The sequence below is a fragment of the Streptomyces sp. NPDC050535 genome (assembly GCF_044457665.1).
In the GTDB taxonomy this organism is placed as follows: Bacteria; Actinomycetota; Actinomycetes; order Streptomycetales; family Streptomycetaceae; genus Streptomyces.
This window is the reverse complement of sequence record NZ_JBITHE010000012.1, coordinates 141,078-157,858: the sequence shown is the minus strand read 5'-3', so window position 1 is coordinate 157,858 and position 16,781 is coordinate 141,078. Positions and strand designations below refer to the sequence as shown.

The window sequence follows — 16,781 nt, the reverse complement described above, 5'->3', positions numbered from 1 at the left end:
ATGGTGTCACGCCCTCGTAGGATCACGGGCGTGCCCCGATCCCCCTCCACCGTGCCCTTCGCCGTGCCCTTGACCCTGGCCATCGCCCTGGTGCTCACCGCGTGCGGCGGGGGCGTACAGGGCAAGCCCGGAGCCTCCGGCGTACGAGACCCGTACTTCCCGAAGCTCGGCAACGGAGGCTACGACGTCACCCACTACGGCCTGACGCTCGCCTACGATCCGGGCACCGAGCGCCTGACCGGGACGGCGGAGATCACCGCCAGGGCCACCCAGGACCTCAGCGCCTTCAACCTCGACCTGAAGGGCCTCAACGTCACCGCGGTCACGGTGACGGGCGGCGGGGAAGACGCCGGGCAGCGACCCGGGGGGAGCGGCGGCCCCGGCGAAGACGCCCGCTGGAACCGCGCCGGCCACGAGCTCACCGTGCGCCCGCACGACGACCTCGACGAGGGCGACACCTTCCGTACGACGGTCCGCTACTCCGGCACCCCCGAGACGCTCACCGACCCCGACGGCTCCCAGGAGGGCTGGCTCCACACGGCGGACGGCGTCCTCGCTCTCGGCGAGCCCACCGGTTCGATGACCTGGTTCCCCGGCAACCACCACCCCTCCGACAAGGCGTCGTACGACGTGAAGGTCACCGTCCCCGAGGGCCTGCAGGCGGTTTCCAACGGCGAGTTGAAGGACGAGTCGACGCTGGACAACCGAGCCACCTTCGCCTGGCACACCGCCGAGCCGATGGCGAGCTACGCGGCGACGGTCGCGATCGGCAGGTACGACCTCACCCGGACCACGACGAAGGACGGCCTGCCCGTGGTCGTCGCCGTCGACCCGACGCAGGCCGCGGCGAGCAGGAAGGCGCTCGCGGGCATCCCCGGGATCCTGGAGTGGGAGGAGGCCGCCTTCGGTCCGTACCCCTTCTCCTCGGCGGGTGCGATCGTCGACCGCGAGGACGACGTGGACTACGCCCTGGAGACCCAGAACCGCCCGGTCTTCCCCGGAGCCCCCGACACCGAACTCCTCGTCCACGAACTGGCCCACCAGTGGTACGGCGACTCCGTCACCCCGGAGTCCTGGCAGGACATGTGGCTCAACGAGGGCTTCGCCACCTACGCGGAGTGGCTGTGGCAGGAGGACCACGACGGCGACACCGCCGAGGAGATCTTCGACTCCCTCTACGAGGGCGACTACTTCGACGACCCGGACCTCGACGAGGCCGTCTGGGCCTTCCCGCCCGCCAAGCCCTCCAGCGCCGCGAACATCTCCGACAGCCCCGTCTACGAACGCGGCGCGATGGTCCTCCACAAGATCCGCCGGACCGTCGGCGACGACACCTTCCGCGGCATCCTCCGGGGCTGGGCCGCCGCCCACCGCCACGGCAACGCGACCACCGCCGACTTCACGGCGTACGTGGAGAAGTCCGCGCCGGACGCGGACTTCGGCGAGATCTGGGAGGACTGGCTGTACGGCGAGGGGAAACCGGCGAGGCCGTGACCGCGGACCGGAGCCGGAGCCGGAGCGGGAGCCGGTCCAGCGGTACCGCGACGTCCGCGGGAGGGGAACGCCGGAGCCCCCGGCCGCTGGGCTCAGCGGGCCGGGGGCTCCGTCAGAAAGACGGTGAGCGTCAGACGTTGACGCCGAAGTCCTGCGCGATGCCCGTCAGGCCCGACGCGTAGCCCTGGCCGACCGCGCGGAACTTCCACTCGGCGCCGTTGCGGTAGAGCTCGCCGAAGACCATGGCGGTCTCGGTGGCGGCGTCTTCCGAGAGGTCGTAGCGGGCGATCTCGACTCCGCCGGCCTGGTTCACGATGCGGATGTACGCGTTGCGGACCTGGCCGAAGTTCTGCGAGCGGGTCTCCGCGTCGTAGATGGAGACCGGGAAGACGATCTTGTCGATGTCGGCGGGGAGGCCCGCCAGGTTGACGTTGATCGCCTCGTCGTCGCCCGCGCCCTCGCCCGTGCGGTTGTCACCGGTGTGGACGATGGTCTGGTCCGGGGTCTGCTTGTTGTTGAAGAAGATGAAGTGGGCGTCCGAGTACACCTTGCCCTCGGGGTTGACCGCGATCGCGGAGGCGTCGAGGTCGAAGTCGGTACCCGTGGTGGAGCGGACGTCCCAGCCGAGGCCCACGGTGACGGCGGTCAGGCCCGGAGCCTCCTTGGTGAGCGAGACGTTGCCACCCTTGGACAGGCTTACAGCCATTGTTGGGAGTCCTTCCCTCGTTGCGTACGTGCACCGTGCTCGTACGTTTGGGCTTCGTACGGGCACGAAGCTACAGCTACCCCTAAGAACGCCACGAGGGGTACCGAAGGTTCCTGACGCTTTACTTTCTTTACCTTCCGCGGCGGACGGCCGTGGACCGGGTGTCGGCGAAAACATGGTGACGTGGACCGGACATCCGCGCGACCATGTACCCCATGTCCGGTCCTTACGTCATTCGCGGCTCCGTCTCCCTCCCCGAGGCCGAGCTCATGTGGCGTTTCTCGCGCTCCGGTGGGCCCGGCGGGCAGCACGTCAACACGAGCGACACCCAGGTGGAGCTCGGGTTCGACCTCGCGAAGACCAACGCGCTGCCGCCCGTCTGGAAGGAGCGCGCCCTCGACAGGCTCGCCGGGCGGCTCGTCGACGGGGTCATCAGCGTGCGCGCCTCCGAGCATCGCTCGCAGTGGCGCAACCGGGAGACCGCCGCCGTACGGCTCGCCTCCCTCCTCGCCGAGGCCTCCGCACCCCCGCCCAAGCCCCGCCGGGCCACTCGTATCCCCCGCGGGATCAACGAACGGCGCCTGCGGGAGAAGAAGCAGCGCTCCGACACCAAGCGCGGGCGCAACGGCCGCGACTGGGGGTAGCCGGTAGCCCCGGCTCCACCGGAGAGCAGGCTGCCCGCCGCCTCCGCCCGCCACCCCCGGGTCTCGTCACATCCGCCGCCCCGGATCCGTCAACCCACTGACGGACCGCCGACGAGGAGATGTGACCGATGCGCGACAGCCAACTGCCCGAGGACGCCTCCCGGGAGAGCGACAGCGAGCTTCTCGCCGCCCGGTTCGAATCCCACCGGCGCCGTCTCCGGTCCGTCGCCTACCGCATGCTCGGCTCCCTCTCGGAGGCCGACGACGCCGTCCAGGAGGCCTGGATCAAGCTCAGCCGGGCCGACGCGGGGCGGGTCGAGGATCTGGGCGCGTGGCTGACGACCGTCGTGGGCCGGGTCTGCCTGGACATGCTGCGCTCGCGCAGGACACGGCGCGAGGAGCCCCTGGAGGACGCCGGTCCGCCGCCGCGGATGCCGCAGCCGGTGCTCGCCCCCGTCAGCGGCACCGACCCCGAACAGCAGGCGATGCTCGCCGACTCGGTGGGGCTCGCGCTGCTGGTCGTACTGGAGACGCTGACGCCCGCGGAGCGGCTCGCCTTCGTGCTGCACGACCTGTTCGCGGTGCCGTTCGAGGAGATCGCGCCGATCGTCGGCCGGACGACGGCGGCGTCCCGGCAGCTCGCCAGCCGGGCCAGGCGCCGCGTCCGGGGCGGAGCGCCCGCGCCGGACGCCGACCTCGCCCGGCAGCGGGAACTCGTCGACGCCTTCCTGGCGGCGGTGCGCGAGGGCGACTTCGAGGCGCTGGTCGCGGTGCTCGACCCGGACGTGGTGTCGCGGGGCGCGGGGCGCGTGAGGGCCGGCGCGAAGGCCGTGGCCTCGGGGGCGAGCGCCTTCGCCCACCTCGCGCATCTCGCACGGCCCGCCCTGGTCGACGGAGCTCCGGGCCTGGTGGTGGTGTCCGAGGAGCGGCTCACCGGCGTCCTGGCCTTCACCGTCGTACGCGGCAGGATCGCCGTGATCGACATCCTCGACGACCCGGAGCGGCTGGCCGGCCTCGATGTGGACCTCGTGCTGTAGGGGACCCGGCCGACGGGGCTCAGCCCAACTGGCGGTACCTGCCCTTGAAGTACGCCAGCGGGCCGCCGTCCGCGCTCGGTACCCCCGCCGTCAGTACGCGGCCGATGACGAGGGTGTGGTCCCCGGCCGGCACCCGCTGCTCCGTACGGACCTCCAGGGTCGCCAGGGAGCCGCCCACCAGCAGCGCGCCGGACGCCTCTCCGCGTGCGTAGGGGATGTCCTCGAAGAGCAGGCGGTCGCTGATGCGGCCCTTCATGGCGAAGCGGCCCGCGATGTGCCGCTGGCTCTCGGAGAGCACGGACACGGCCCACAGGGGCTGTTCGGCGAGGAGGTCGTCCATGCGGGAGCCGTCGCGCAGGCTGACCATGACCAGGGGCGGGTCGAGCGAGACGGACATGAAGGCCGTGGCGGTCATGCCGATGTCCTCGCCGTCCGGTCCGGCCGGGTCCAGCGCGGGCTCGTGCGCGGTCACCAGGACCACGCCCGCGGCCAGCCGGGACATGGCGGCGCGGAACTCGTCGTTGCTCACCCCCTCAGCATGCACGGGAGGCGTGGGGGAGGCGGCGGCGGGAGCGACAGGGGGAGCCACGGGGAAAGTGTTCGACACCCCGGAACGCTATTCTCCGACCTCGGGGCCGCACATCGGTCCTCGGCCCGAGCCGGGTCCTAGGACCACCGACGGACGGACCGGGCTCGCCGCTACACTCCAGCGGCACCCGGCAGACATAATCGCGCACAGTACTCGCACAGCTCTCTCATATGCGCTCAATAGGCACACGGAGAAAGTGCGGAAACCCCACTCAATTGTTCACGTTCCGCTGTGACTTGAGTCACAGGAGCCATATTTTGTTGACCCTGTGTACCGAGTGGGCAGCGCGCTGTGATTCAGTGGCTGGGACGCTGAGCAAGAACCTACCAACCGGTAGGCCGAAGAGAACGTCGAAGAGAACCAGGACGCCGAAGAGAACCCTGGAGTTGCTGCGAGGTCTCGAGGGGAGGGCGAATGGAGACCGAGTCGGAGCCCTACGTCCGTCTTGCGACCCTGCGGCAACTGCACACGGTGATGGCGGACATGAACACCGCCCGCAGCCTGGCGGACACGCTGCAGACCGTCGCCGACGGAGTGGTCACCGGCCTCGGCTACGAGCTGGCGTGTGTCAACCTCGTACGCCCGGACGGCGACCTCGTGGTCGCCGCGTTCGCCGGCAACTCCGCCGCCGAGGCCCTCATCACCGGCCGTGTCGGCTCCCGCGCCTCCTGGGACCGCCGGCTGGGCATGGGCGAGGCCTGGGGCGACCTGCGGTTCATACCCCACACCGAGGGCTGGGTCCTCGACGAGGACGACGTACCGCAGTGGTACACGGACGGTCCCGCGCCCCGCTTCGAGGACGAGTGGCACCCCTCCGACCGCCTGTTCGCGCCGATGTACACCCCCGGCGTCGCGGGCAACGGCTGCGGCGAGCTGATCGGCGTCCTGTCCGTGGACCGGCCGCGCAACGGCCGGCGGCCCGGCGCGTGGGGGCGTGAGGCGCTCCAGATGTACGCGTTCCAGGGCGCCATAGCCATCAGCAACGCGCGTCTGAGAGCGAACATGCAACGCGCCCTTGTCCGCCTGGAGCGGGAACAGCAGGCGCTGCGGGCCAGCGAGGAGAGCTTCCGGCAGGCCTTCGAGTACGCGCCGAGCGGCATGGCCATCGCCGAGATGGGCGGCGACCAGCACGGCCGGATCCTGCGGACCAACGACGCGCTCTGCCGCCTCCTCGGCCGCCCCGCCTCCGCGATGCGCCGCTACTCCTTCTCCGACCTCGTCCACCCCGAGGACATCGGCACCCTGCTGCGGACCTCGGCGGAGGGCGGCCGCGCCGAGCTGCGGCTCTGCCGCCGCGACAACACTTACGTCTGGGTGTCGCTGCGCAACTCCGTCGTCGCGGACGCCGCCGACGGCCCCCGGTTCCTGCTCACCCACGTCGAGGACATCGAGGACCGCAAGCGCCGCGAGCTCCAGCTCGCCCACCGCGCCTCCCACGACTCCCTCACCGGCCTGCCGAACTCGGCCGAGCTGCGCTCCCGGCTCAGTTCCCGCCTCTGTCAGCGCCCGCTGGCGCTGCCCCCCGGCGCGATCGAGTCCCTCGACGCCGCCTACGGACACGGGCCGCAGCACGCGGAGCTCGCGACCGGCGAGCACGGCTCGTACGACGGGAACGGCCAGAGCGGTTACGACGGGAACGGCCACCCCTTCGACCCGTGGCCCAGTACCGAGGCCTACGACGCCTTCGACCACCATGTGCACACCATCGCGCCCGAGGGCGAGAAGGACGACGGCGCCAAGGGGCTCGCGGTGCTCTTCTGCGACCTCGACGGCTTCAAGTCGATCAACGACCGGTTCGGGCACAACGCGGGTGACGAGGTTCTCATCGAGGTCGCGCGCCGGCTGACCCACGGCGTGCGGGACGGCGACACGGTCGCCCGGCTCGGCGGCGACGAGTTCGTGGTGCTCGCCGACGGCCTCGGCCGGGCCGACGCGCAGGACCTCGCCGTCCGGCTGCGGAACGCGATCATCCCGCCCATCAGGGTCGACGGCCGGGCCGTCCGGGTGGGCGCCAGCTTCGGGATCGGGTGGGCGCACTGCGGCATGACAGCGGACGAGGTGCTGAAGTCCGCGGACGAGCGGATGTACATAGAGAAACGGTCTCGTCCCAAAGCGCATCGGCGAGCCGGATAACCCGCAGGTCAGTGGGGTGAGGCGGTGATGAGCCCCGTTTGGCCCAGCGAGACCGGGTAGGCTCGCCATTCATTCATGCAGTGAATCTGCACCGTCCGCATCTGTACCGCACCCGCTAGGAGACCAAGGGATGACGCCCGGCAACAACGGCGCGAGCACGCCCGAGGACGATGACCCGTTCGGCTATCTGTACGAGGACGGCCGGGCCAACGGAGCCACCCCGCCCAGTGGTGGCGGCGGCTACGGCTACCCCGGCTCGGTGAACCGGGTGCGTGCGGTCGGCGAGCGCCGCAACGGACCGCAGCAGGGCGGGCAGACCCAGGCCCAGTACGGCCAGGCCCCGACCGCGCAGTACGGCCAGCAGGTTCCGCAGCAGCCCCAGGCCTATGGCCAGCAGGGCACCTACAACCAGCCGAACGCGAACTACGCGGCGCCCGAGACCGTGCCCGGCGGTCCGGTCACCGCCCGGCACGGCTCGGTCGGTACCGGCGGCGGCCGCGGTCGCGGGCCGAACACCAAGGGTCTGCTCATCGGCGCGATCGCCGTGGTCGCCGTCGTCGTCATCGGCATCAGCGTCGCCATGCTCAGCAGCGGCTCGGGTGACGACGACAAGGGCGGCAGCGACCAGGCCGGCCCGACGCAGTCGGCCTCGCAGGACGCGTCGCCGAGCGAGTCCTCCGGTGAGCAGCCCGCCGCCGAACTGCCGACCGTCGACGCGAAGGCGCTGAACCTCGGCACCGGCGTGGCGACGGCCGCGGACGTCGAGGGCGCGCAGTCCGAGGGCGGTGTCTATGTGACCGGCCTCAACCAGGTCGGCGCCCAGGTCACCTGGACCGTCAGCGGCATTCCCAAGGACGGCGCCTACACCCTCTTCGCGCGTTACAGCGTGGCCGGTTCCGACGCCAAGATGACGCTCACCGTCAACGGCAAGGAGTTCGGCAGCAAGCTGAACATGGGGAACTTCGCGGGCGCCGCCGACAACGACTTCGCCAAGGGCTGGACCCAGACCTACGCGTATCCCACCCTCACCAAGGGCACCAACACGATCTCCCTCTCCTGCCAGAACGGCGACAACTGCAACGCCCTCCTCGACCAGCTCTGGCTGAAGGAAGGCCAGGTCAAGAGCTAGGACCTGGCAGACGGGTGACCGTCACCAGGTCCAGCAGCTCCTGGTAGCTCCGGCGGCCGAACCCGCCCGCCACGGGGGCCAGTACGGTCGCCGCCGAGAGGGCCACGGCCCGGGCCCCTCAGCCCAGCCGGGGGTCCACCACCCATTCGCCCCCGCGCATCACGCCCTTGAGCTCGAAGGCGGAGTCGAGGACCACCAGGTCGGCGCGCTTGCCCGGCTCCAGGGAGCCCACCGTGTCGTAGAGGCCGAGCAGGCGGGCGGGGTTGGCGGAGAGGGCCGCCACGACGTCCTCGACCGGCAGCCTGTCGACGGTGACCGCCCGCTTGAAGGCGCGGTCCAGGGTGAGGGTGGAGCCCGCGATCGAGCCGCCCTCCACCAGGCGCGCGACGCCTTCGGCGACCTCGACCTCCAGCGGGCCGAGCATGTAGCGGCCGTCGCCGAAGCCGGCCGCGTCCATGGCGTCGGTGATGAACGCGACCCGGGCCGGGCCCGCGTGATGGAACGCCAGCTCCAGGGAGGCGGGGTGCAGATGCGTGCCGTCGTTGATCAGCTCGACCGTGACCCGGTCGTCCTCCAGGAGGGCCGCGATGGGGCCCGGCGTGCGGTGACCGAGCGCGGGCATCGCGTTGAACAGGTGGGTCGCCACGGTCGCGCCCGCGTCGATGGCCTCGACCGTCTGCTCGTACGTCGCGTCCGTGTGGCCGATCGCCGCGATCACCCCGTGCTCGGCCAGCAGGCGTACGGAGTCGATGCCGCCCGGCAGTTCGGTGGCGAGGGTGACCATCCGGGCGTGCCCGCGCGCCGCGTCGATCAGCTTGCGGACCTCCGCCGGGTCCGGGTCGCGCAGCAGTTCCTCGGAGTGGGCGCCCTTGCGGCACGGCGAGATGAACGGGCCCTCGAAGTGGATGCCCGCGAGGTCTCCCTGTTCGGCCAGTTCGGACAGCAGCCCGGCGCGCTGGGCGAGGCCGTCCATGTCGCCGGTGACGGTGGAGGCGATGGTCGTGGTCGTGCCGTGCAGACGGTGGGTGTGGATGCCCCTGAGGACGTCCTCGACGGTTCCCGAGGTGAAGGACGCGCCGCCGCCGCCGTGGTTGTGGATGTCGACGAAGCCGGGGACCAGCCAGTGACCGGACAGGTCGACCGTCTCGGCGTCCGCGGGAGCGCTCCCGGCGATCCGCGAGCCGTCGACGATCACCCGGCCGCCGTCCACGATCCCGGTGGGCAGTACCACCTGTGCACCGGCGAAAACCTTGCTAGTGGCCATCAGGCGGATACCTCCGGGGAGTCTGTGGAGTCAGGGGGATCGGTGGGGTCGGTCGGCGGGGCGGCTTCGGCGGTGGCCAGGAGATCCCAGGCCAGCAGGCCCGCGCCGAGGCATCCGGCGGTGTCCCCGAGGGCCGCGGGGACGATGGACGGCAGTTTCTGGAAGGTCACGCGCCGCTCTACCGCGGCCCGCAGTGGTGTGAACAAGGTTTCCCCGGCCTCGGCCAGACCGCCACCGATGATCAGCGTGCGGGGGTCCAGCAGAGTGAGCGCGGTGACGAGCCCGTCGGCGAGCGCGTCGACGGCGTCCTGCCAGACCCGCAGGGCCCGTTCGTCGCCGGACTCGACGGCCTTCGCGCAGTCCGCCGCCTCCGCCGCCGGGTTCCCGGAGGCCGCCGCCCAGGCCTGGCTGACCGCCGCGGCCGACGCGTACCGCTCCAGACAGCCGTGCTGGCCGCAGGGACACGGAGCCCCTCCCGGCCGTACGACGATGTGGCCGATCTCGCCCGCGAAGCCGTGCGCGCCCGCCTCCACCCGGCCGCCGATGCCGATGGCGCCCGCGATCCCGGTGCCCAGCGGCACGAAGAAGAAGCGGTCCGCTCCCCGCCCGGCGCCGATCCGGCCCTCCGCGAGCCCGCCGGTGCGCACGTCGTGCCCGAGCGCCACCGGTACGCCGCCGAGGCGGGTGCCGAGCAGTTCGCGCAGGGGTACGTCGCGCCAGCCGAGGTTGGCCGAGTACACGGCGATGCCGAGGCCGGCGTCGACGATGCCGGGGACGGCGACCCCGGCCGCCGCGGCCCGCTCGCCGAACCGCCGCTCGCCGTACGCGCCCAGCTCCGCCGCGAAGTCGAGGATGCCCTCGACGACCGCGTCGGGTCCGCGCTCCCGCCCGGTCGCCCGGCGTGCCTGATGGAGAAGCCCGCCGTCGGCGCCGACGAGGGCGGCCTTCATCCCGGTGCCGCCCACATCGAGGGCGATGACATGTCTCACGAGGGACAGTGTGGCCCGTGAACCCGGAAGAGGTCTAGTCCACTTACGTGGTGTAGACCTTATGCCGGGATATCGAACAGTGGGTCAACAGAAGGTTGAGGCGAAGCGGTGCGGCGGCATACGACAGGAATGATCGCGATGATGTCCGCACTGGGCATGACAGCGGCCCTCGGAGGCTGCGGAAGCTCCGGCGGGTCCAAGGACGTGACCCTGCGGCTGGTGGCCGCCGACTACGGGGACTCCGACGCCAACAGCTCCCAGAAGTACTGGGACAAGCTGGTCAAGGAGTACGAGGCCGCCAACCCGGCGGTGAAGGTCGAGGTCAGCGTCTACTCCTGGACCGACGTCGACCGCGAGGTCAAGGAGATGGTCGCGGCCGGGAAGGCACCCGACATGGCGCAGATCGGCGCGTACGCCGACTATGCCGCCAAGGGTCAGCTCTACACCGCCGACGAACTGCTCTCCATACCCGTGCAGGCCAACTTCGCCCTCCAGCTCACCGACGCGGGGGAGCAGCAGCGGGCGCAGTACGGCCTGCCGTTCGCCTCCTCCACCCGGCTGCTCTTCTACAACAAGACCCTCTTCGCCGAGGCCGGTCTCGCCCCGCCGAAGACCTGGGACCAGCTGGCCGCCGACGCCGAGGCGCTCAAGGCCGACGGTGTGAAGTTCCCGTACGCGCTGCCCCTCGGGCCGGAGGAGGCGCAGGCCGAGACGATGCAGTGGATGCTGAGCGGCGGCGGGGGCTACACCGACAACGTCGGTACGTACGCCATCGACTCCGAGGCGAACGTACAGACCTTCACCTGGCTCAAGAACGAGCTGGTCGGCAAGGGGCTCACCGGGCCGACCGCGCCCGCGAAGCTCAACCGGGCGGACGCGTTCGCGGCGTTCACCCGCGGTGAGGTCGGGATGCTCAGCGGGCATCCCACGCTGATGAAGACGGCCGCCGCCAAGGGTGTGAAGTACGGCATGGTGCCGATGCCCGGGGCCGACGGCCTGAGCAAGTCCACGCTGGGTGTGGCCGACTGGATGATGGCGTTCAAGCAGAACGGGCACGCCGAGCAGGTCGGTGACTTCCTCGACTTCGTCTACAGCGACAAGAACGTGCTCGCCTTCTCCCGCGAGTACGACCTGCTGCCGGTCACCACGTCCGCGTCCGACGCGATGGCCGCCGACAGCGACGACCAGGATCTCGCCCCGTTCCTCGGCGAGCTGCCCACCGCCGAGCTGTACCCCGTCGACAAGACCTCCTGGGCCGGAGTCAGCGCCGACATCAAGGCGCAGATCGGGAAGGCCGTGGGGGCGAACGGCAGTCCCGCGGGGGTGCTGGGGTCGCTCCAGGCGAAGGCCGGTACGGCGGACGACGGGTCGTAGTCCTGTCAGTGCCGGGGGCTACCGTGCTGTTCATGGAACCTGTCGAGGGGCTCGGTGCGCGGGAGCGGGGGATTCTCGCCATGGAGGGGCGCGGGTTCTCCGGGCCCGGGGCGAAGGAGCGGGCGATACGGGAGCGGCTCGGGCTCGCGCCCGTGCGGTATTACCAGCTCCTGAACGCGCTGATCGATGATCCTCGGGCGCTCGCCCACGATCCGGTGACGGTGAACCGGCTGCGGCGTGTACGCGACGCCCGCCGGGGCGAGCGCTGAGAATCAGCCCCTCCGGCGTTTGAGGGAGCGGGGTTCGGGGGCGGAGCCCTCGAGGGACGGGAACGGGCAGGGGCGGAGGGGGCGAAAAAACGCCCTCGAGCCCCGCGCGGATAGGGTCGCCGTATGGCTGACCACGCGGATCTCCTGCCGACCCCCGTCACCCCCGCCGGCCGCGCCGGTCTCGAGGCGATTCTCGCCCGCCCGGGCCGCACGGTGATCGGCCTCGACTTCGACGGCACCCTCGCCCCGATCGTCGCCGACCCCGAGCAGGCCCGCGCCCACCCGGACGCGGTCCCCGCACTCGCGACCCTCGCCCCGAGGGTCGCCTCCGTGGCGGTCGTCACCGGCCGCCCGGCGTCCGTGGCCGTCGAGCACGGCGGCTTCGCGGACGTGCCGGGACTGGAGCACCTGGTCGTTCTCGGGCACTACGGCGCCGAGCGCTGGGACGCGCGCAGCGGCAGGGTCAGCGCCCCCGCCCCGCACCCCGGCGTCGCGGCGGTCCGCGCCGAGCTGCCCGGGATCCTCGACGCGGTCGGCGCGGGGCCGGGCACCTGGACCGAGGAGAAAGGCCGGGCGGTCGCCGTGCACACGCGCCGCGCGGCGGACCCGCAGGGGGCGTTCGAGGCGCTGCGCGGGCCCCTGACCGACCTGGCCGCCCGGCACGGCCTGATCGTCGAACCGGGCCGCATGGTCCTGGAAATCCGCCCGCCGGGGATGGACAAGGGCGTGGCCCTGCTCGGACACGTCCGCGAGACCGCCGCCGAAGCCGTCCTCTACGCGGGCGACGACCTCGGCGACCTCCCCGCCTTCGCCGCCGTCGAGGAACTCCGCTCCGAGGGCATCCCGGGCCTCCTGGTGTGCAGCGGCAGCTCGGAGGTCGCGGAACTGGCGGCCCGGGCCGACCTCGTGGTGGACGGCCCGGCCGGAGTCGTAGAGCTGCTGCGGGCTCTGGCGGCGGAGCTCGGCCGGTGAGCCGGATCCGGGTCTCCGCCGCGGAACCGGGACGCTAGGGCCTCTTCTCCAGCTCCCGGAGCTGCTCCAGGAACCACTGCGCCGGAGGCAGCGCCGTCGCCGCGGCGGCCAGGCGTTTCGTGCGTTCGGCCCGCTCGCCGGTGCCCATCGACAACGCCTCGTGCAGCGCCCGCGCGGTGCCGACCACGTCGTAGGGGTTCACCACGATCGCGTCGTCGCCCAGCTCCTCGTACGCCCCCGCCTCCCGGGACAGCACCAGCGCGCACCCCTCGTCGGAGACGACCGGCACCTCCTTGGCGACGAGGTTCATGCCGTCCCGGATGGGGTTGACGAGGGCCACGTCGGCGAGCCGGTAGGCGGCGAGGGAGCGGGCGAAGTCGTCCTTGACGTGCAGGACGACCGGGGTCCAGCCGGGCGTGCCGTAGGCGGAGTTGATGTCGTCGGCGACCCGCTGCACCTCGGCGGTGTAGTCGCGGTACACGGCGAGGTCCTGCCGGGAGGGGTATGCGAAGGCGACGTGCACGACCCGTTCGCGCCAGGACGGCTGGTCCTCCAGGAGCTGCCGGTAGGCGTGCAGCCCGCGCACGATGTTCTTCGACAGCTCGGTGCGGTCGACCCGCACGATCGCCTTCCGGCCCTCGCCGATCTGCTCACGCAGTGTGACCATCCGTTCGGCGACATCCGCCTCGTGCGAACGCTCGCGCAGGAAGTCCGCGTCCGCGCCGAGCCCGTGCACGCCGACGCGTGTGTCACCGAGCCCGCCGGCCATCTCCTCGGCGCACGCGGTGAACGCGGACGCCCAGCGCTGGGTGAGGAAGCCGAGGCGGTCCGCGCCGAGCATGCCGCGCAGCACCTGCTCGGCGATGTCGTCGGGGAGGAGGCGGAAGTAGTCGACCGGCGCCCACGGCGTGTGCGAGAAGTGGCCGATCCGCAGGTCGGGGCGGAGTTCCCGGAGCATGCCGGGGACCAGGGTCAGGTGGTAGTCCTGTACGACCACCACGGCCCCCTGCGCCGCCTCGTCGGCCAGCGCCCGCGCGAAGGCCCGGTTGTAGGCCTCGTACGACGCCCACTGACGCCGGAACTCCGTGTCGAAGACCGGCTCCAGCGGCGTCTGGTAGAGCATGTGGTGGATGAACCACAGCACCGAGTTCGCGATGCCGTTGTAGGCGTCCGTGTGCGTCTCCGCGTCGATGTCCAGCATCCGTACGCCGTCCTCGCCGACCCCGCGCCGCACCGCCTCGCGGTCCCCGTCGCCGAGCGCCGAGCACACCCACAGGGCGCCCGCGTCCGGGCCGATCGCCGACAGGCCCGAGACCAGCCCGCCGCCGCCCCGCCTGGGGTGCAGCGAGCCGTCCTCGTGGACGTCGTAGGAGACCGGGCCGCGGTTGGACGCGACGAGGATGCGGTGGGAACCCTGCGGAGACGCGGTGGAAGACGTGGAAGCCATACGCCTCAACCTAGCCCGGCCCGGAAACGCTCAAACGTACGGACGGGGTATCGCGAGGGCGTATACGACCGCCGGATTACGCCGCTTTGCGTGCCTGGTACTCCGTGATCTCCGCCATCGGAGGCCGTTCTTCCGTATCGACGGAGTAGGTGCGCGGCTCGAAGCCGGACTCGCCCCGCTCGAACTGGGTGAGGGCCGGACGGATGAGGTGTCCGCGGGCGAGCCGGAGCTGCGCGGTGCGGTAGATCGCGGCGGACATCCGGCCCAGCGCCTGGCCGTCCTGGTGCCGGTGCTTGCGGACACCGACGTCGACCTGGGCGAGCGCGTCCAGGCCCACCAGGTGCAGGGCGTCGACGAGCATGCCCAGCTCCACGCCGTATCCGACGGGGAACGGGAGCTGTTCGAGGAGCGAGCGGCGGGCCGCGTACTCGCCGCCGAGCGGCTGGACGAATCCGGCCAGCTGCGGCCAGTGCATGTTCAGCAGGGGGCGGGCCATCAGTTCGGTGACACGGCCGCCCTGGCCGGCCGCGGTCCTGCCGGAGGTGGGTTCGCCCGGCAGGTTCAGCGGGCGGTCGTACATCGCCTTGACCAGGTCCACGCCCGGATCGGTGAGCAGCGGCCCCACGATCCCGGAGACGAAGTCCGACGAGAACTCCTTGAGGTCCGCGTCGATGAAACAGACGATGTCGCCGCTCGTCACGAGGAGTGACCGCCACAGCACCTCGCCCTTGCCGGGCACGGCCGGGATGCGGGGGAGTATTTCGTCCCTGTGAACAACCCGGGCGCCGGCCGCGGCGGCGACCTCGGAGGTGCGGTCCGTCGAGCCCGAGTCGATGACGACGATCTCGTCGACGAGAGGGACTTTCCGGGTCATCAGGTCGCGGCGGATGATGGAGACGATCTCACCGACCGTCGCCTCCTCGTTGAGCGCGGGCAGAACCACGCTCACCGTGGAGTGGGTGGATCGCTTCGCGGCTATGAGCTTCTTGAGCGGGCGGTCACTCACGGACCAGGAGCGCGTGCTCAGCCAGCGCTCGACGTCTTCCAGCACGTGCGGCTCTCCCTTGCGTTCATTGGGATGCTTGTGCCCGTCGCCGCGCCGGCAGGGGGTGTTGTCGGCATCTCGCGGTTCGGACGGCTCTCTCCACCATCCAGGCCTTCGGTTACAGTCTTGAACAACGCTGATGACCATCGCATGTCGGGGTCGGCCGGCGTACAACTGAATACCGCTCATCCAGAGGGGCAGAGGGATACGGCCCGTTGAAGCCCCGGCAACCCTCCAGCTGGTTCTTGTCACGTCGACGTGGTGAGGCTCCCGGCTCGGGAAGGTGCCAAATCCGTCTCACGGCGAAGTGCGTCGTGAGGAAGATGAGGAGAAAGGGCCTCCCCTCCATGGCTGCGCAGACAGTTGCAAGCACCACCGCGAACACCACGAGCACCGTGACCTCCCCGGATTCCGGGAACTCCGTCGATCTGGGCCCCGCCGCCGCGCTCTCCTGCCGCGAGTGCGGGCACCGCGTGCCCCTCGGTCCGGTCTTCGCCTGCGAGGAGTGTTTCGGGCCGCTGGAGATCGCCTACGACTTCTCCGCCTACGAGACCGAGGACCTCCGCAAGCGCATCGAGGCGGGCCCCGCGAACATCTGGCGTTACGCGCCGCTCCTGCCGGTCCCGGCGGACGTCGCGGAGAAGCCGAACATCAACCCCGGCTGGACCAAGCTCGTCAAGGCCGACAACCTGGCGCGCGAGCTGGGCGTCACCCCGGGCAGGCTCTTCGTCAAGGACGACTCGGGCAACCCGACGCACTCCTTCAAGGACCGCGTCGTCGCCCAGGCCATCGAGGCCGCCCGCGCCTTCGGCTTCACCACCCTCTCCTGCTCCTCCACCGGCAACCTCGCCGGCGCGGTGGGCGCCGCCGCCGCCCGCGCCGGCTTCCGCTCCTGCGTGTTCATCCCGCACGACCTGGAGCAGGGCAAGATCGTCATGGCCGCGGTGTACGGCGGGGAGCTCGTCGGTATCGAGGGCAACTACGACGACGTGAACCGCTTCTGCTCCGAGCTGATCGGCGACCCGGCCGGCGAGGGCTGGGGCTTCGTCAACGTCAACCTGCGGCCCTACTACGCGGAGGGCTCGAAGACCCTCGCGTACGAGATCTGCGAGCAGCTCGGCTGGCGGCTGCCCGACCAGCTCGTGGTCCCGATCGCCTCCGGCTCCCAGCTCACGAAGATCGACAAGGGTCTCCAGGAGCTGATCAGGCTCGGGCTCGTGGAGGACAGGCCGTACAAGATCTTCGGTGCCCAGGCCGAGGGCTGTTCGCCGGTGTCCGTGGCCTACAAGGCCGGCCACGACGTCGTACGGCCGCAGAAGCCGAACACCATCGCCAAGTCGCTGGCCATCGGCAACCCGGCCGACGGGCCCTACGTGCTCGACATCGCGCGGCGTACCGGCGGTGCCGTGGAGGACGTCAACGACGAGGAGATCGTCGAGGCGATCAAGCTCCTCGCGCAGACGGAGGGCATCTTCGCCGAGACCGCGGGTGGCGTGACGGTGGGTGTGGCGAAGAAGCTGATCGGGAACGGTCTGCTCGACCCGACCCTCACCACCGTCGTCCTCAACACCGGCGACGGCCTCAAGACCCTGGACGCGGTGGCCTCGGACACCGGGCTCACCGCGACCATCCGCCCGAACCTCGACTCCTTCCGCGAGGCCGGCCTCGCGTCATGAGCGGGGGCGCTCC

The 16,781-nt window shown here is 71.2% G+C and carries 15 protein-coding genes, 1 pseudogene and 1 riboswitch; of the genes and pseudogenes, 9 read left to right on the top strand and 7 right to left on the bottom strand.

Going from position 1 to position 16,781, the window contains the following annotated elements; translation table 11 throughout:
• Complete coding sequence (locus ACIBLC_RS25870; protein ID WP_399213561.1) at positions 1-1,494, top strand: M1 family metallopeptidase; 1,494 nt, start codon at positions 1-3, stop codon at positions 1,492-1,494.
• Between the two features lie 130 nt (positions 1,495-1,624).
• Here ACIBLC_RS25870 and ACIBLC_RS25865 read toward each other — a convergent pair whose 3' ends face one another.
• Positions 1,625-2,200: a TerD family protein gene (locus tag ACIBLC_RS25865; protein ID WP_399213560.1), complete on the bottom strand. Its 576-nt coding sequence runs from the start codon at positions 2,198-2,200 to the stop codon at positions 1,625-1,627.
• 215 nt (positions 2,201-2,415) lie between these two features.
• On the opposite strand from ACIBLC_RS25865, the gene arfB reads away from it, so the two are divergent.
• Complete coding sequence (gene arfB / locus ACIBLC_RS25860; protein WP_266459488.1) at positions 2,416-2,844, top strand: alternative ribosome rescue aminoacyl-tRNA hydrolase ArfB; 429 nt, start codon at positions 2,416-2,418, stop codon at positions 2,842-2,844.
• A 128-nt stretch (positions 2,845-2,972) separates the two neighbouring features.
• Positions 2,973-3,881 (top strand): sigma-70 family RNA polymerase sigma factor, encoded by a 909-nt coding sequence (locus ACIBLC_RS25855; protein ID WP_399213559.1) that lies wholly within the window; start codon positions 2,973-2,975, stop codon positions 3,879-3,881.
• A gap of 19 nt (positions 3,882-3,900) precedes the next feature.
• On the opposite strand, the gene ACIBLC_RS25850 is transcribed toward ACIBLC_RS25855, so the two are convergent.
• Positions 3,901-4,488, bottom strand: a complete 588-nt coding sequence (locus ACIBLC_RS25850; protein ID WP_399213558.1) for a flavin reductase family protein — start codon at positions 4,486-4,488, stop codon at positions 3,901-3,903.
• Positions 4,489-4,884: 396 nt separating this feature from the next.
• On the opposite strand from ACIBLC_RS25850, the gene cdgB reads away from it, so the two are divergent.
• Both cdgB and ACIBLC_RS25840 read left to right on the top strand, forming a co-directional pair.
• A complete protein-coding gene (cdgB, locus tag ACIBLC_RS25845) occupies positions 4,885-6,603 on the top strand; it encodes a diguanylate cyclase CdgB (RefSeq protein ID WP_399213557.1) in 1,719 nt (572 codons plus the stop codon).
• Positions 6,604-6,733: 130 nt separating this feature from the next.
• On the top strand, positions 6,734-7,732 hold the full coding sequence (locus ACIBLC_RS25840; protein WP_399213556.1) for a carbohydrate-binding protein: 999 nt from the start codon (positions 6,734-6,736) through the stop codon (positions 7,730-7,732).
• On the opposite strand, the pseudogene ACIBLC_RS25835 reads toward ACIBLC_RS25840, so the two are convergent.
• From ACIBLC_RS25835 to ACIBLC_RS25825, 3 genes and pseudogenes are all read right to left on the bottom strand, one after another.
• Positions 7,722-7,847 (bottom strand): annotated as a pseudogene (locus ACIBLC_RS25835) (1-phosphofructokinase); the annotation flags it as partial. The gene ACIBLC_RS25840 and the pseudogene ACIBLC_RS25835 overlap by 11 nt on opposite strands.
• A gap of 3 nt (positions 7,848-7,850) precedes the next feature.
• On the bottom strand, positions 7,851-8,996 hold the full coding sequence (nagA, locus tag ACIBLC_RS25830; protein WP_399213555.1) for an N-acetylglucosamine-6-phosphate deacetylase: 1,146 nt from the start codon (positions 8,994-8,996) through the stop codon (positions 7,851-7,853).
• Positions 8,996-9,985 (bottom strand): ROK family protein, encoded by a 990-nt coding sequence (locus ACIBLC_RS25825; protein ID WP_399213554.1) that lies wholly within the window; start codon positions 9,983-9,985, stop codon positions 8,996-8,998. Before ACIBLC_RS25825 ends, nagA begins: the two co-directional genes overlap by 1 nt.
• Before the next feature lie 129 nt (positions 9,986-10,114).
• Here ACIBLC_RS25825 and ACIBLC_RS25820 point away from each other — a divergent pair, with 129 nt between their 5' ends.
• The 3 genes from ACIBLC_RS25820 (at position 10,115) to otsB (ending at position 12,600) form a co-directional block, all read left to right on the top strand.
• Positions 10,115-11,359 (top strand): extracellular solute-binding protein, encoded by a 1,245-nt coding sequence (locus ACIBLC_RS25820; RefSeq protein WP_399213553.1) that lies wholly within the window; start codon positions 10,115-10,117, stop codon positions 11,357-11,359.
• Positions 11,360-11,391: 32 nt separating this feature from the next.
• Complete coding sequence (locus tag ACIBLC_RS25815) at positions 11,392-11,628, top strand: DUF3263 domain-containing protein (RefSeq protein ID WP_399213552.1); 237 nt, start codon at positions 11,392-11,394, stop codon at positions 11,626-11,628.
• 123 nt (positions 11,629-11,751) lie between these two features.
• Positions 11,752-12,600, top strand: a complete 849-nt coding sequence (gene otsB / locus ACIBLC_RS25810; protein ID WP_399213551.1) for a trehalose-phosphatase — start codon at positions 11,752-11,754, stop codon at positions 12,598-12,600.
• Between the two features lie 34 nt (positions 12,601-12,634).
• On the opposite strand, the gene ACIBLC_RS25805 is transcribed toward otsB, so the two are convergent.
• Together ACIBLC_RS25805 and ACIBLC_RS25800 are read right to left on the bottom strand one after the other, a co-directional pair.
• Positions 12,635-14,047, bottom strand: a complete 1,413-nt coding sequence (locus ACIBLC_RS25805; RefSeq protein WP_399213550.1) for a trehalose-6-phosphate synthase — start codon at positions 14,045-14,047, stop codon at positions 12,635-12,637.
• Positions 14,048-14,123: 76 nt separating this feature from the next.
• Positions 14,124-15,098: a glucosyl-3-phosphoglycerate synthase gene (locus ACIBLC_RS25800; protein WP_399213549.1), complete on the bottom strand. Its 975-nt coding sequence runs from the start codon at positions 15,096-15,098 to the stop codon at positions 14,124-14,126.
• Positions 15,099-15,274: 176 nt separating this feature from the next.
• Positions 15,275-15,422: riboswitch (SAM riboswitch) on the top strand.
• A gap of 17 nt (positions 15,423-15,439) precedes the next feature.
• Between ACIBLC_RS25800 and thrC the strand changes: the two genes are divergently transcribed.
• Complete coding sequence (thrC, locus tag ACIBLC_RS25795; protein ID WP_399213548.1) at positions 15,440-16,768, top strand: threonine synthase; 1,329 nt, start codon at positions 15,440-15,442, stop codon at positions 16,766-16,768.
• Positions 16,769-16,781: the final 13 nt, after the last annotated feature.